The 14,181-nt window shown below is 51.3% G+C and carries 11 protein-coding genes; 2 read left to right on the plus strand and 9 right to left on the minus strand.

The window, feature by feature from the left end:
• Window positions 1-9: 9 nt before the first annotated feature.
• Window positions 10-1,341, minus strand: a complete 1,332-nt coding sequence (locus tag IE117_RS23405; RefSeq protein WP_189567959.1) for a DUF6973 domain-containing protein — start codon at window positions 1,339-1,341, stop codon at window positions 10-12.
• A gap of 522 nt (window positions 1,342-1,863) precedes the next feature.
• Here IE117_RS23405 and IE117_RS23410 point away from each other — a divergent pair.
• A complete protein-coding gene (locus IE117_RS23410; RefSeq protein WP_189567961.1) occupies window positions 1,864-3,219 on the plus strand; it encodes a DUF1593 domain-containing protein in 1,356 nt (451 codons plus the stop codon).
• 342 nt (window positions 3,220-3,561) lie between these two features.
• On the plus strand, window positions 3,562-4,143 hold the full coding sequence (locus IE117_RS23415) for an NADPH-dependent FMN reductase (RefSeq protein ID WP_189567963.1): 582 nt from the start codon (window positions 3,562-3,564) through the stop codon (window positions 4,141-4,143).
• A 5-nt stretch (window positions 4,144-4,148) separates the two neighbouring features.
• Here IE117_RS23415 and IE117_RS23420 read toward each other — a convergent pair whose 3' ends face one another.
• From IE117_RS23420 to nuoL, 8 genes are all read right to left on the minus strand, one after another.
• A complete protein-coding gene (locus IE117_RS23420; protein WP_189567965.1) occupies window positions 4,149-5,297 on the minus strand; it encodes a cysteine desulfurase family protein in 1,149 nt (382 codons plus the stop codon).
• Between the two features lie 72 nt (window positions 5,298-5,369).
• Window positions 5,370-5,729: a hypothetical protein gene (locus IE117_RS23425; RefSeq protein WP_189567967.1), complete on the minus strand. Its 360-nt coding sequence runs from the start codon at window positions 5,727-5,729 to the stop codon at window positions 5,370-5,372.
• A 124-nt stretch (window positions 5,730-5,853) separates the two neighbouring features.
• Complete coding sequence (gene glmM / locus IE117_RS23430) at window positions 5,854-7,254, minus strand: phosphoglucosamine mutase (protein WP_189567969.1); 1,401 nt, start codon at window positions 7,252-7,254, stop codon at window positions 5,854-5,856.
• 60 nt (window positions 7,255-7,314) lie between these two features.
• Window positions 7,315-8,160 carry a transglutaminase family protein gene (locus tag IE117_RS23435; RefSeq protein WP_189567971.1) on the minus strand — a complete coding sequence of 282 codons (846 nt, stop codon included), beginning with the start codon at window positions 8,158-8,160 and terminating at the stop codon, window positions 7,315-7,317.
• The gene (locus tag IE117_RS23440) at window positions 8,157-8,891 is read right to left on the minus strand and encodes a proteasome-type protease (RefSeq protein WP_189567973.1); all 735 of its coding nucleotides are present in this window, start codon (window positions 8,889-8,891) and stop codon (window positions 8,157-8,159) included. The genes IE117_RS23435 and IE117_RS23440 overlap by 4 nt, the downstream gene beginning before the upstream one ends.
• Window positions 8,892-8,981: 90 nt before the next feature.
• The gene (locus IE117_RS23445; RefSeq protein ID WP_189567974.1) at window positions 8,982-10,019 is read right to left on the minus strand and encodes an alpha-E domain-containing protein; all 1,038 of its coding nucleotides are present in this window, start codon (window positions 10,017-10,019) and stop codon (window positions 8,982-8,984) included.
• 347 nt (window positions 10,020-10,366) lie between these two features.
• Window positions 10,367-12,037: a complex I subunit 4 family protein gene (locus tag IE117_RS23450; RefSeq protein ID WP_189567976.1), complete on the minus strand. Its 1,671-nt coding sequence runs from the start codon at window positions 12,035-12,037 to the stop codon at window positions 10,367-10,369.
• Window positions 12,038-12,085: 48 nt separating this feature from the next.
• The gene (nuoL, locus tag IE117_RS23455; protein WP_189567978.1) at window positions 12,086-14,119 is read right to left on the minus strand and encodes an NADH-quinone oxidoreductase subunit L; all 2,034 of its coding nucleotides are present in this window, start codon (window positions 14,117-14,119) and stop codon (window positions 12,086-12,088) included.
• Window positions 14,120-14,181: the final 62 nt, after the last annotated feature.

Below are 14,181 nucleotides of genomic sequence, written 5' to 3' on the forward strand. Positions count from 1 at the left end.
TGATTAATTTTATTTACAACGGTCTTCATCGGTAGTTGGAACAGAAGTAAGTGGACCGTTATTTTCAGATATTAGCCTAGTTCCAAGCCCAGCATCAATCTTACTAATAATTGCACCAGTAATATATGCCAGCCTAGCCGGATAATTTAAAAAATACATAGCATTTTTTATTGCTTTGTACGTATTGATACCCAACGTATCATTGTCAAAATCCATATAATTTGAGTCATTAAAAGGTACATTACCATTATTAAATTCATGAAGATCTGTTATAATAAGAGCCTGAAAAGGTCCTACATGCTCACAAAGCATGGCAGCCCAAAAGGCATGTTTAAAAGCATTCCAGTTTCCATTGTCGTCGTCTCTGCAATAAAGCAGATTTACGGAAAATACCGCTTCCATCTTGGCTAACGCCGCCCCTGGCAAAAGCCAGTAATTGTCTGTGAAGTAGTCTTTTTCATAGTTATTCAAACTATTCCATAGATTTGAGATATAGGGCAACTGCAACAACTGATTAAGAGACCCGTTGTTGCTCCCCCCGCCACCTGATGTGCCTTCCAGGGCCGTCACAAAAAAAGAAGAGTTCGAAGGATCCGGGCTACCCGTGTCGATGACTACATTCTCGCAGGTTGTATCGTAAGGCTCGAGGTCATAGCCTAGCACCTCTCCATTCACAGTCGTCACTACGGTGTACCAATCGGTACAAACCTCCAACAGCATATAGCTGGTTCGCCCACGCTTGTTTGGTGCGCCTATAGTGCCAACTACCTTACCATTCTTAAACTGGGCACCCGATATTAGCTTTTCTTCACTATTGAAAAGATACAGTAACCCGTCAAAATCCTTACTATCTATTTTCTTTTCTTTCTTTTTGAGGTAGTAGTCTTCATCCCTGATCAGCCTCATTTCCAGCACATCGATCTTTTCACCCTTTTTCAAAAATACAAGGCTGGTTTTTACGTCGGCACTGATATACGTATTCTCCGCTTTCTTCTTTTTCCCATTCTTATCGGTCTTCATCGAAAATTTCAACTGCGTTTCGGGCGATAGGATGGGTACTACCACAAGGCTCTGCTGCTCGTCTGCCTGTTTTTCGACGGCATCTTCCCAGATCACTTTCTTATCATGCCCCGCTATCCGGGCACCTTTTTGATTCTCTTCGTACCAATCCTTTGCTTCATCGATCGTGAGTGAAGTGCTACTGGATTCTTGGGGCAGGATGTCAGGGCTGCGGTTACAGCTAAATGGGAATACGAAAAGAAACAGAACAAGAGTGCGTTTCAGGATTGAAACCGAGAGACTACTTGATTTGCGTGGGGGGGGGGAGAAGTTGCATGACAACTGTAAGTTAATTGTGGTTAATAAAATTTTCTAAATATGGGGATATTTTTTGAAACCACTATTAATTAATTGTAAAATTTATCCGCTGCTAAGAAGGATATGAAAGAATATACAGTACTCTCAGTTAGGTTCTTACGAGTGTGGATAGAGGCTATGGTAATGGAAAGCACGTCTGAGACGAGTACAAAATCAGCTTTCCCTACGAGGCAACGAGCGAGGTGAGTCGGGTTATCAAAAGCTATGATTTAGAAGTCAGGGAGCAAAAATTCGAAATGGAGTGTACTTTCAAAGTACTGGTTCGGAAGACGTTGCTCAATCAGATAATTCCATCGCTGGAAGGAATTGAGCAAGTACGGTTAAAGTATCTGCGAACAGTGTAGCGACACAGAGTAAAACCCAGCGCGACGATTGCTTCCTGCTGCTTTTTGTAAATTTGAAAAAACAGAAACGTTGTGCCGCTTATCACCGGTGCACCGCAGCAGTTTAGAATCTTAAGCTAACCTCAATCTATCTATAAGTACCATGACTCGCTCCGTGCCTTTCTTGCTATTGCTCATACTGCTTACAGGAAACACCGCTTTCTCTCAAACGCCCGACAAACCTCGACTGATCGTAATGACCGATATCGGTGGCGATCCCGATGACCAGCAGAGTTTGGTGAGATTGTTGGTACACAGCGATCAATTTGATTTGGAAGGTTTCCTGACCAGCAGCCGACTGGAGCACGGACAGGACACGCGTCCCGAACTGATTCATCAGCAAATCGATGCTTACGGGCAGGTGTTCGAAAACTTACGCAAGCATTCCGCCGCTTTCCCGACGCCTAAGTACCTGTGTTCACTGGTTCATACGGGAAGTGGAGACCAGCATAACATTGGCGAGGGTCACGATACTCCGGCATCCGATTGGCTCATCGAGGTGGTGGGCCGACCCGATCCGCGACCCGTCTGGGTCACCGTCTGGGGCGGTCAGCGCGAGCTGGCCCAGGCACTCTGGAAAGTAAGGGAAACACGTTCCAAAGCAGAGACAGAGTCTTTCGTAAGCAAGCTTAGAATTCATACCATTGGTAACCAGGACGGGCATCAGCGATGGATTTGGAAGCACTTCCCCGGGTTGTTTTTTGTGAGCGATGGTTTCGTGAACTTCGGCTATCCGCACATTCCGAAAGTTCGTGAATATGCAGCCTACCGGGGCATGTACATGACGGGTGATGAATCCCTTACCACCAACGAATGGGTACTTTCCCATGTCGTTCGGAACCACGGTGCGCTCGGGGCGCAGTATCCTGCCGATGCCTCGGGAAAGCAGGGTATGAAGGAAGGGGACTCCCCCTCTTTTCTGGCCTTACTTCCCAATGGCCTCAATGTACCCGAACGTCCCGATTGGGGCGGATTTGGCGGGCGTTTTCGGGTTTTGAGAAAGAATTTGTATACCGATGCCGCCGATTTCCGGGAAGGTGTAAGGAACGAGCGTTTGAGTGTTTCGAGGTGGCGAATGCACTTCCAAAACGACTTTGCCGCCCGGATGGACTGGTGCGTAAAGGATTATGCGAGCGCCAATCATCCACCGCAGGTCATTGTCAATCAGAAAGAGGGTAAGGGGGTACTGGAAATAAAATCCAGAGCAGGCGATCGACTGCGGCTTTCTGCCGCCAGTTCAGATCCCGATGGCGACATTCTGAAGTACCAGTGGTGGAACTACTGGGAGGCGGGTAACTACCCCGGTCGCCTCTCTTTAAAGAACGCTGATCGGGCAGAGGCGGAGTTATCAATACCTGCCGACGCTTCAGGCAGTATACTGCACGTTATTTTGGAAGTGACAGATGCGGGCAACCCGGCCCTGACCTCCTTCCGCCGGGTGGTTGTGGAGGTCGAGTGAGTGGAAGTACATTCCTCATTTCTGTAGTGCCTGCACCGGGATATTGACATGGCCGTTGAAATACGTCTACCTGGGTTTTTTCAAAGGTGGGGATAGTAAGTTGTACGTTTTTACCCGACCCAAACACGCTCCATTATTAAGATTGGGCTCGCATTTTGGTCGTCGTAAGGTACTTTGGCGGTTTGCTACCGGACATTTCAGGCCTTGTAACCACCTACAAAACTGGCCCTGGTCCAAGAGCAAATTGACGTTATTTTGGGAAAATCAGTGGGGCTAATCAAACCAAACCCGGATAGGCAGGGTTTTACCAGTTTATTTTACGAATCCAAAAAAGTCTAGATTGTGAAAGTCGCCATTATATCTACCTCTCCCCGTCAGGACAGCAATTCTCTCAAAGTAGCCAAGTACCTTAAATCTCTTTTCGGCGCCCACGAAAGCGACACCTCGCTTTTTGATTTTCGGGAAATAGACATTCCGATGGTGGGACGCGGCAGTCTGGACCCGCAGAATTTGTCGGCTTTCCAGCAGGGGCTCATCCAAGTTTGGGGCGAAGCCGATTTAGTCGTCATGGCTGTTCCCGAATACAACTGGATCACGAGCGGAGAGCTTATCAATGCGTTGCACCAGTTGGGGAAAAAGCCGTTTTTACGCCTTTTCGATGATAAAGTTTTTGCTTTGGTTGGCGTGTCGTCGGGGCGCGGCGGGCGGCAACCTTGCCTGGAAGTCGCGATGATTGTCAATAAACTTATCGGCTTCAACAAACAAGTTTCCGTGGTTTCACCGCTATACTTCGAGTCGCACGAGACAGGCAAGAACCTGGAAGAAGACGGAACTCCTACCGGCAATGAGGTCTATACCAAAGGGGTTATCGATTTCGTGGACTATACTCTCCGCGTTGCCCGGCGGTGGCATGGTGACAAGTAAGGGATTTATTTGAATACCCCTTCTTTTTCATACAAGCCCGCCAGGGTGGAAACGGCGTAATCCACTTCCGCTTTGGTGTTGTATTTCCCAAAGGAAAAACGGACGTTTCCCCGCTCTGGGTCGACATTCAAGGCCCCCAAAACGTGAGAGCCGACATTGGAGCCGCTCGAACAAGCACTGCCGCCCGATACGGAAATTCCGGCAATGTCCAGGTTGAATAGCAGCATGTCGTTCAGTTCAGAAGCAGGAAGGCTCACGCTCAAAACTGTGTAGAGGCTATTTTTCAAATCTGCCGACGCGCCGTTGAAGGTTACTCCTTCAATATTGGCCCGCAGCTGCGCAATCAGGTACTTTTTCAAATTCTCGATATGCTGCCGATGGCTGTCCATGTCGCGGTAGGCAATTTCGAGGGCTTTGGCCAGTCCCACGATACCGTATACATTCTCGGTGCCGCCGCGCATATTACGCTCTTGCGCCCCGCCAAAGACGAAGGGGTCGATTTTGGTGCCGGGCCGCACGTAAAGAAATCCAACTCCTTTCGGCCCATGAAATTTGTGCGCCGCGCCAACGATGAACTGGGCTTTTAATTCCTGCAAATCGTGGCGATAGTGGCCCATTGTCTGCACGGTGTCGCTATGGAGAATGGCGTCGTACTCGCCGCAAAGTTCGCCGACGGCTTGCAAATCCAGCAGGTTGCCAATTTCGTTGTTGCCGTGCATGAGCGAAACCAGCGTGCGTGGTTGGGTGCGTAACAATTCTTCCAAATGTGCCAGATCCACGTTGCCCTTTTCGTCCAAGCGCACCATATTCAAAACTACTTGTCCCTGCTTTTGCAAATGCTCCAAAGTGTGCAGCACGGCGTGATGCTCGACGGGCGAGGTAATCGCATGGGTCAGGCCCAGCGTTTCGATGCTGCTCCTGATGGCGGTATTATCCGCTTCGGTACCGCCGGAAGTGAAGAATATCTCCGCCGGGGCTGCATTGAGCAGTCCGGCCACTGTCTTCCGCGCCCGCTCGATGGCTGATCGTACCGACCGCCCATGCGCGTGAATGGAAGATGGATTCCCGAATTGCTCGGTCAGAAAAGGCATCATTGCATCCAGGACTTCGGGGTCCAGGCGGGTCGTGGCGGCGTTGTCGAAGTAAACTTTCACAAGATTGGAAAATTGTGTAATTGATTTTTAGGACCTCAGTTGTGGCGATCAACCCACCTGGCCGCTTTATTTCTATTGCTCTTTGATTGAAGACAGGGTCAGACAGTAGTTTTCGTCTACACAACAAATACCGGTCGGGAAACGGAGGGTAGTTTCGTATGAAGTACCACTCACTATTACCCGTTTTCCTGTCTCCCGGTATGCTGTTGGCAAATCACAAAGGTACCCTGCTCTGAAAGCATCGATCGTACCTGGAATGTGTGAATGTATCAGATAGCGCCCTGCCGTTGAGTCGTAGGTAATCGTGCCTTGGCGCTCGACTACTTTGCCTACCTTCTTCCCACACTCCGGGCAGTCAGGCGATATATCTTTATCACAAGAAAAAACTGAAACCAACAAAGCCAAAACAAAAATCCCAAGGTACTTCTCCATAGTCGTAAATTCTTGGTGAAATTTATGAAAAAGAGCACCATTCACGGAAAAAGGTTGGAACGCACTCCTGCGTCAGTCCATTCACTCTGTACCTCTGTACCTCTGTACCTCTGTACCTCAAAAACTAAGCCCTTTCCGACATTGCCTCCTTGATATCCGAAATGATCTTATTCGCCAGATTATCTGCCGTGGCCAGGGTTTCGGACTCGGAATAAATGCGGATGATAGGCTCCGTATTAGACTTGCGAAGGTGGACCCACTCCCGGTCAAACTCAATACGAACGCCGTCGATGGTATTGATAGGCTGCTTGTGGTAGCGCGCCTTGATTCGCTCCAGAATGGCATCTACGTCCACATCAGGCGTGAGCTCGATTTTATTTTTGGAAATATTGTACTTTGGATAGGTGCCACGCAGAAAAGAGGCAGGCTTGCCGAACTTGGCCAGATGGCTCAGAAACAGAGCTATACCCACCAATGCATCGCGCCCGTAATGGAGTTCTGGGTAGATAATGCCGCCATTTCCCTCACCGCCAATGACGGCGTCGTTGGCCTTCATCATCTCCACCACATTCACCTCCCCAACGGCGGAGGCAAAGTACTTACCACCCGCCTTTTCAGTCACGTCGCGCAGGGCGACGGTAGAGGAAAGGTTGGACACGGTATTGCCGACTTTGTTTTTCAAAACATAATCCGCCACCGCTACCAGCGTGTATTCTTCGCCAAAGGGTGAGCCGTCTTCCGAGATAAGCGCCAGGCGATCTACATCTGGGTCCACCACAATACCGAGGTTGAAGGAGCCATTCTTGATTTCCTGCCGGATTTCACGGAGGTGTTCGGGCAGTGGTTCTGGGTTATGGGCAAAATTACCCGAAGGATCACAATTGATTTTGAGGATATTCTCCGAATTCACACCCAGCGCTTCGAGCAACATGGGAATCACGATGCCACCCGTAGAGTTCACGGCATCAACCGCGATACGGAAATTGGCGGCCGTAATGGCTGCCCGATCCACCAGATCAAGGTTAAGAATGAGGCTGATGTGCTTTCCCAGGTACGTGTCGTCGGTACGGTAGGAGCCAAGTTTCTTTACTTCTACAAAATCAAAATCCTCGGCCTCGGCCAGACGCAACAGTTCTGCGCCATCTTCGGCCGAAATAAATTCACCGGCCCCATTGAGCAGTTTGAGCGCATTCCATTGCAGGGGATTGTGACTCGCGGTGAGAATAATTCCCCCGGCGGCCTGCTCCGAGGTCACGGCGATTTCGACGGTTGGGGTGGTTGAGAGCCCCAGATCGATTATATCCCAGCCCACACCCTGCAATGTGGCAGCAACCAAACGGCTGACCATGCCGCCCGACAGGCGGGCGTCGCGGCCAATCACAATTGAATTGCTTTTGGGAGCGGTGCGACGCAGCCAGGTAGCGTAGGCAGCAGTGAATTTCACAACGTCGACAGGCGTCAAAGCGTCACCGATTTCGCCACCGATGGTACCTCTGATTCCCGATATGGATTTGATAAGCGTCACTAGATTGCGTTACTTGGTTAAACAACAAAAGTAGCTATTTCTGCCGCTAAATGGGCCAACTTAGCCCGCAACTTCTTCGATTTCTACGTGAGCGGTAAGCAGCGAGGAGGTCGCGCCCTGAAAAGTACCCATTACGGGTGCCAGCTGGTCGGCATCGGCAGAAGCACCCAGACAGACGTGGTTGTTGATCATCGCCCGGCCCTCGGTAGGGTCGAAGCCGCGCCAACCCGCACCGGGCAGATATACCTCCACCCAGGCGTGCAGCTCGTGGGCCTGAGCCGGATTGCCGTAAAGGTATCCGCTCACGAACCGGGCCGCGATGCCCAGACAACGGCAAGCCGCAATAAACAGGCTCGAATAGTCGCGACAGGAGCCACTTTGTCCGCGCAGGGTAGTTTCGGGCGGAAAAGGCCGGCCCTCGATTCGGTGTTGATAGAAAAAATTATCGTGGATATGCTGGCTCAGTAAAGTCAGGAAAGGTACTGTAGCCCAGCTAACCTGGGTGGCGATTTGCCGGGCAAATTGCTCCACGTAGGGCGTAATCTCGTGACGGCTGAGGTAAGGAGCCAGGTACTTCTGCGCCCGTTCAGGATAACGAAAAGGGATGTTTTTGGCTTCAAAGGGGAAAAGGACGAAATCGAAAACATTGAAAGGGTCCGAACGGAGCGTCATATCGGCCTCTACCGAAAGGTGGCTGGTATTGAAGGCAAAGTAAGCCACCTGCTGCACATTCCCTTCTTCGTCCACATTACGGACTACCTTGGAAGGGAGTGGGTCGATGCGCAGCGCGTAGTGCAGGATTTGCTGGTGGGGGTAGGTTTTGGGATACAGGTACAGCACGTGTGGCCCGAGCGCCACAGGTTTATCGTAAGTGTAGCTCAGGGAATGCTTGACCCGTAGATTCATGAGGTTTCGAATGATTTGGATAATATGGGCTCCATCCATCCGGTAGGAAGTTTCTGGACGGAGTTCTGCAACAGCACACTCCACTGCTTGGCCACGAAGTCGAGGTCGTCTTTCTCAAAACGATGCTCCACCATGCGGAAACCGTCTTTTTCGTACATGATGACATCGATGGGGTAGTCCACATCATTGGAGCTCACCCGCGTGGAATCGAAGGAGAGAAATCCAATTTTGAGGGCGTCCTGTAAGGTAGAATCGTAGCGTAAACTACGGTAGAGCAAGGGTTTGCCATATCCCGAATTGCCAATAATGAAAAACGGCGAACCCTGCCCGACTTCCACCCAGTTGCCTTCAGGGTATAGTAAGAAAAGCTTATGTTCGTCGTCGTCTTCCAATTGCCCGCCGACGATAGAAAACAGATTAAAGGACAGTCCTGCCTGCCTGAGCGCTGCCTGGTCTTCGTTGGCGACCCGCCGCACCTGCGCCCCGAAGGCATTCACCGCTTTGTAGAGTTTATTGAAGCTGTGATCCTGCTCTTCCAGTACTTCTTTAAAATATGTAATGGTCTTATCCCGCACCGAACGCAGCCCCGACGTCATGATGAACATCGAGTGGTGCTCGAATTGATGAACCGAGATTTTCTTGTTGGTCGAGACTTCGGTGCCGGAAGTCAACCGCGTGTCGGCAATAGCCACCAGGCCAGAAGCCACTTTTATACCCAGGCAGTAGGTCATGCTTTTAAACTGTCAATGACAGAATTAGTGAATAGCTCTTATACTGGAGGAACAAATAATATTTTTTATTCACAATTCACTAATTCAGAATTAATTTAGCCGAAACGCCTGAAACTGGTGGCCGTTTTGGCTTTGGTACTGGCCCATAACGCCCATCGTCTGGCTTTGGGATTGAATGGGCTTGGCGTCGAAGTACATTTCAAAAATTGCGCTGTCTACTTCGTTGTTCAGGCTTTGGAAATTGTCCAGATACTGGTGAAGTCCGGTTTTAAATATGTCTTCAGCATCAGTAAACTCAATGTCCGAACGTAGTTTGCTTATCGCCTTTTCGGCCGGATTGGAAAAACCCCGCTCGGGCGTGGAACCAGCAATGGCGTAAAGCGAAAGCTCAGCCTGCCGCACACAATAGGCGATAGAACGCGGAAACAATTTATCCAAAATCAAAAACGATACGATATTCATGGGCGTGAGGGCAGCGTGGGTCTGGCGGTACATGCTGTAAGCACTCACGGATTTCAGCACGGCGGTCCACATCATCAGGTCGAGCGTAGTGCCGACGCCCCCGATCTCAGGCAGCAACGTAAAGTACTTCACATCCAGAAACCGCGACGACTTGTCGGCCCGTTCCAGGTGCCGCCCCAGCCGCCCGAAGTGCCAGGCTTCATTTCGCGTAATGGTGGAGTCTACCACTCCGTGAAACAGCTGGCACCGGCGCTTAATTTCGGCGAAAAAATCCTGCATCAGGTCGAGATTACGGAAATTATCGGTGGGGGTACTGCGGATGAACAGATAAAATTCATTGATGCTTTCCCACATTTCCTTCGAGATGCTTTCGCGGATCGTGCGGGCGTTTTCACGGGCCTCGTACAGACAACTCACTACCGAATTAGGATTGCGCTTATCGAAGGTCATGAAATAGATAACGTCCTCACGGGTAGGTTTGTCGAAGTACTCTTCAAACAAAAAATTATCTGCCGTAGCGGTGAGCAGCGGTTCCCATTGCTCGTCTACATCAGGCGGCAGGTCGAGGGCCATATTGAAGTTGACGCCCACGAAACGAGCATAATTTTCTACCCGCTCCATGTAACGGTTCATCCAGTATATCGAGTTGGCAACGCGGCTCAGCATAAGGTCATATCTTTTTGTAAGTGTCGAATATCCTGAAAATTTCTTTAAGCGACGCGATTGATAGAATAAATAATAGTCAGGATTATGGCATAGATAAAGAATGTTCTATTTTTTACAGGGAGAGTACAGAGTATCAGTCAATTTTATCTTCTGTACAAAATGGGAGAGGTAGTTTAGCTGAAACCCGGTAGCAAGAAATTTGTTTATTTCCGGTGGGAAGCCAATAGTACACCTGATGCTGTCATCTGGAAACATGTTCGAGCAAACCATTGGGCGGAATGCCTGGATTTTGAGCCGAGCGAATTACCAGATTTTCTGGCCACCAGAACCTTACGTGCTCACCCAACCTATCCCATCCCTTCAAACCACCCTTGCACGGTCGGACCACTCATTGAGAAAAGCAGATTGGGGAATAGTCCCAGCAGCAGCGTGAGAACCGCTAATGCCATCAGAAGGCCAATTTCACGTCTTGTGAGATCAGTCAGAGCAGGTACTTCTGCTGAATTACTGTACCAAAATCCGCCAAAAAACATTCGCTGCAACGTCCACAGAAAATAAGCCGCCGCCAGCATGATGCCAAGAGTGGAGAGAGCCGGAATCCAGGCCGGAATCTGGTCGGCGCGGAAAGCACCCATAAGCGTAAACAACTCGCCGACAAAGCCTGAAAAACCCGGCAAGCCGAGGGAGGCGAAGAAAGCCACGCCCGTGAGCACGGTATAGCGGGGCATGGGGCCGATCAGACCCCGGTAGTGTTCTATCTGGCGATCGTGGGTGCGGTCAGAGAGAACACCCGCCAGCAAAAACAGCATGGCTGACAGCACGCCATGGCTTACCATTTGATAAATGGCTCCGTTGATCCCTTCGGCCGTAAAGGCCGCGATGCCCAGCAACACAAATCCCATATGCGAGACTGACGAATAAGCGATCATTTTTTTGAGATCGCTTTGAGCCAAAGCATTGAAGCCACCATAGACGATGGAAATCATCGCCAGTAGGGCCAACGGTACGGAGCTGAAAAAGGCTTCCTGCGGAAAGAAGCCGTCCACGATGCGGATAAAACCGTAGCCACCAATTTTCAGAAGGATTCCCGCCAATACTACCGAAATGGCAGTTGGCGCTTCCACGTGGGCATCGGGTAACCAGGTATGGACGGGTACCACGGGGAGTTTTACCGCAAAACCCGCGAACAGCAACCAGAAGGCCCAGATCCGGACAGGGGTGTCGCCCAGAAAGATGCCGGAGGCTGGGTTGAGCCAGGCGCCGGGGAGGTAGTTGGCGGCATCAGCCAGGTACTCGAAGCGAAACGTATGCACCAGTTGCCCCGGCTCGATAAACCCCTGCGCCAAAGCTTGCTGGATCTGCAGAATGACGCCCGCGTTGGGCGCATCGCCCAGTCCGAGCAGGCCTACGGCCTGTGCCGTTTCGACGGGATTAATGGCCGACAGGTAGAGTCCGATCATCACGATCAGTATTAGCAGGGAACCCAGAAAGGTGTAGACAAAAAACTTGATAGCCGCGTACTCGCGCCTCGGGCCTCCCCACAGCCCGATGAGGAAGTACATCGGCAACAGCATGAATTCGAAGAAAAGGTAGAACAGGAAAAAGTCCTGAGCCAGAAAACAGCCGAGCACCGTACCACTCAACAACAGATACAGGGAAAAATAGGCTCTTTGCCGTTTGGTAATGTGCCACGAGCTAATCGCTCCCACCAGCATAACCACTGCCGCCAGTAGTACCAGCGGCAGGCTGATCCCATCCACCGCCAGGGCATAATCGACCGACACCGTGCCCAGGCCGCCCAGCGAGAGGGTGATCCAGTCCACCGTTTCGCGAAATTGATATCCGGCCGAGCTTTTATCAAAGCCAAAATATACGAACAGGCTCAGTAGCACTTCCAGCCCACAGATCGCCGTAGTCAGCACCCGCAAATCCTGAACGCGCCGCGCGGGCCAGAGCAGAGCCAGCAAAGCTCCCGCCAGCGGAACAAAAATCAATAAACTGAGTAGGTAGTCACTCATGTCAAAAATTATCCATTAGCCTTTCGGAGCCGCCCGCGCGGTCCATTATCAATTGATTAACGTCAGCCATAAAAGCAGCAAAAGTACGCTTACAAAGGTGACGAGAAAATAAGACTGTATTTTGCCGTTTTGAAAAAGCCGCACAACCTGACCCGCGCCCCTGGCAGTCCCGACGATCAGTTTCACACCTCCGTCGGTAATATGGCGATCCGTCCATCTGATCATATGGGCCAGCACGACGGTGAGTCTCGCAACTATATTGACCAGAGAATCAATGATGTTCCTTTCAAATCCGGCGCAAAAGTTGGCGACTTTTTGAAAAAAGATCAGGAAGAAAGTCTGGTGCTGCGTGGCTTCGTTGTGATCGGCATAGGGGTTGATCCGTCGCAGCGGTATTCGCCAGGGGCTGTTGCGATCAGAAATTCTTTCCAGACGGGAAGGGCGAAAAAATCCGCCGTATCGCCTGGCCCGCCGAAAAACCAGGCCCAGAAAAATGCCCGTCACGATCACCGACAGCAATGGTACCCAGGTAGCGTGAGCCAGAGGGGCATACTCCATGCCATTGAGAAACCATCCCGAAAAGCCGTCCAGGGGGTTGACGGAAAACCAGAAGAACAGCGACCCGGCAGCCAGTACAGCCATTGGCCCCCACATCAGGGCAGGTGACTCGTGCGGATGAATACCGGCAACTCTGGCAAAACGCGCTTTGCCCATAAAAATCAACCACACTTGCCGTACCATATAAAAAGCAGTGAGGCCGGCGGCAAGTACCGCCACTATTGGGAAAAGGTACCAGAAACTACCCGCTTCGGCGGCGCGGACAAAGGCCATTGCAAATATGGCATCTTTGGATAAGAAGCCGGAAAAGAGCGGTATGCCTGCCAAAGCCGCCGCGCAGATGACGTAGCAAATGAACGTCCAGGGCATGACTGTACGCAATCCCCCCATGTTGCGCATATCCTGGGGATCGAAGCGGGCTTTCACGTCATGCGGACTTAAAGCGTGAATGACTGAACCGGCTGATAAAAATAGCCCGGCTTTAAAAAAAGCATGGGTGAACAAATGGAACATGGCTACCTGCCAGCTACCGATGCCCACCGCCAGCACCATCAGCCCCAGCTGCGAAATGGTGGAATACGCCAGCAAACGCTTGATATCCCATTCGTACATGGCTTTCCAGGCGCCGTGAAGCATAGTGATGGTACCGATAACCGCAATGACCAACTGCGCCGTTGGGGTCAGTAAAAACGCAATGCGGGCCAGCAGGAAAATACCCGCCGCTACCATCGTGGCGGCGTGGATCAAAGCCGAGACAGGCGTCGGGCCTTCCATGGCATCGGGCAGCCAGGCCGATAGCGGAAACTGGGCGGATTTGCCGATGCAGCCGCCAAAAAGGAGGAGGCCAATGGCGGTGAGTAACCATTCGTCCACGCTCAGGGTGACAGGGCCCGTCTGTTGATACGGAAAAGAGGACAGGTCCGCGGGCAGGACGGAGAAATCGGTGGTTCCGGTATAGTGGAGGAGCAGCAGGATGCCCGTCAGAAAAGCGGCGTCGCCGATGCGGTTGAGGATAAATGCTTTTTTGGCGGCCCAGGCGGCGCGGGGCTTGTGGTACCAGAAACCGATGAGCAGGTAGGAAGAGAGGCCAACCAATTCCCAGAAAACGTACATCATCAGTAAACTCCCGGCCATGACGATACCCAACATCGAGAATATGAAGAGCTGGATAAAAGCGAAATACCGAACGCGTGCGGCATCGGTCCGCATGTAGGCGATAGAGTAAATCTGCACCAGCAAAGCAACGAAATGGACCAGCAGCAGCATCAGTCCGCCCAGGTAATCGAGCCGCAGCGAAAGCCGCAGGGTGTAGGTGCCCAGTTTGGCCCAGTCGTAGTGAAAGAGACTGATCTCGTTCTGGGAGAATAGGCTGATACTCAGCAGCAATCCAGCCAGTGTGATTGCAGCTGCGATCCAACCTGCCGCGTTGCCGGCACGCCTTCCGGTTACCCCCAGGCCGATGGCCGCCAGCAAGGGCATAACCAGCAGCAGCAGGGCGGAAATTGGCAGGTCGGTAGCGGGCATGAGGGGTGTCAGGTAGTTTGGCCGGGCAAATATCCTCAATTCGGGCCCGATTTCAAACCTTA

Origin of the sequence: Persicitalea jodogahamensis (assembly GCF_014651615.1) — a bacterium.
Classification (GTDB): Bacteria; Bacteroidota; Bacteroidia; order Cytophagales; family Spirosomataceae; genus Persicitalea; species Persicitalea jodogahamensis.

Excerpts from the sequence above, each read along its gene's own strand:
- IE117_RS23425 (WP_189567967.1), bottom strand. The coding sequence starts at position 5,729 with ATGGAGAAGTACCTTGGGATTTTTGTTTTGGCTTTGTTGGTTTCAGTT.
- IE117_RS23440 (WP_189567973.1), bottom strand. The coding sequence starts at position 8,891 with ATGACCTACTGCCTGGGTATAAAAGTGGCTTCTGGCCTGGTGGCTATT.
- IE117_RS23450 (WP_189567976.1), bottom strand. The coding sequence starts at position 12,037 with ATGAGTGACTACCTACTCAGTTTATTGATTTTTGTTCCGCTGGCGGGA.
- nuoL (WP_189567978.1), bottom strand. The coding sequence starts at position 14,119 with ATGCCCGCTACCGACCTGCCAATTTCCGCCCTGCTGCTGCTGGTTATG.
- IE117_RS23410 (WP_189567961.1), top strand. The coding sequence starts at position 1,864 with ATGACTCGCTCCGTGCCTTTCTTGCTATTGCTCATACTGCTTACAGGA.
- IE117_RS23435 (WP_189567971.1), bottom strand. The coding sequence starts at position 8,160 with ATGAATCTACGGGTCAAGCATTCCCTGAGCTACACTTACGATAAACCT.
- IE117_RS23445 (WP_189567974.1), bottom strand. The coding sequence starts at position 10,019 with ATGCTGAGCCGCGTTGCCAACTCGATATACTGGATGAACCGTTACATG.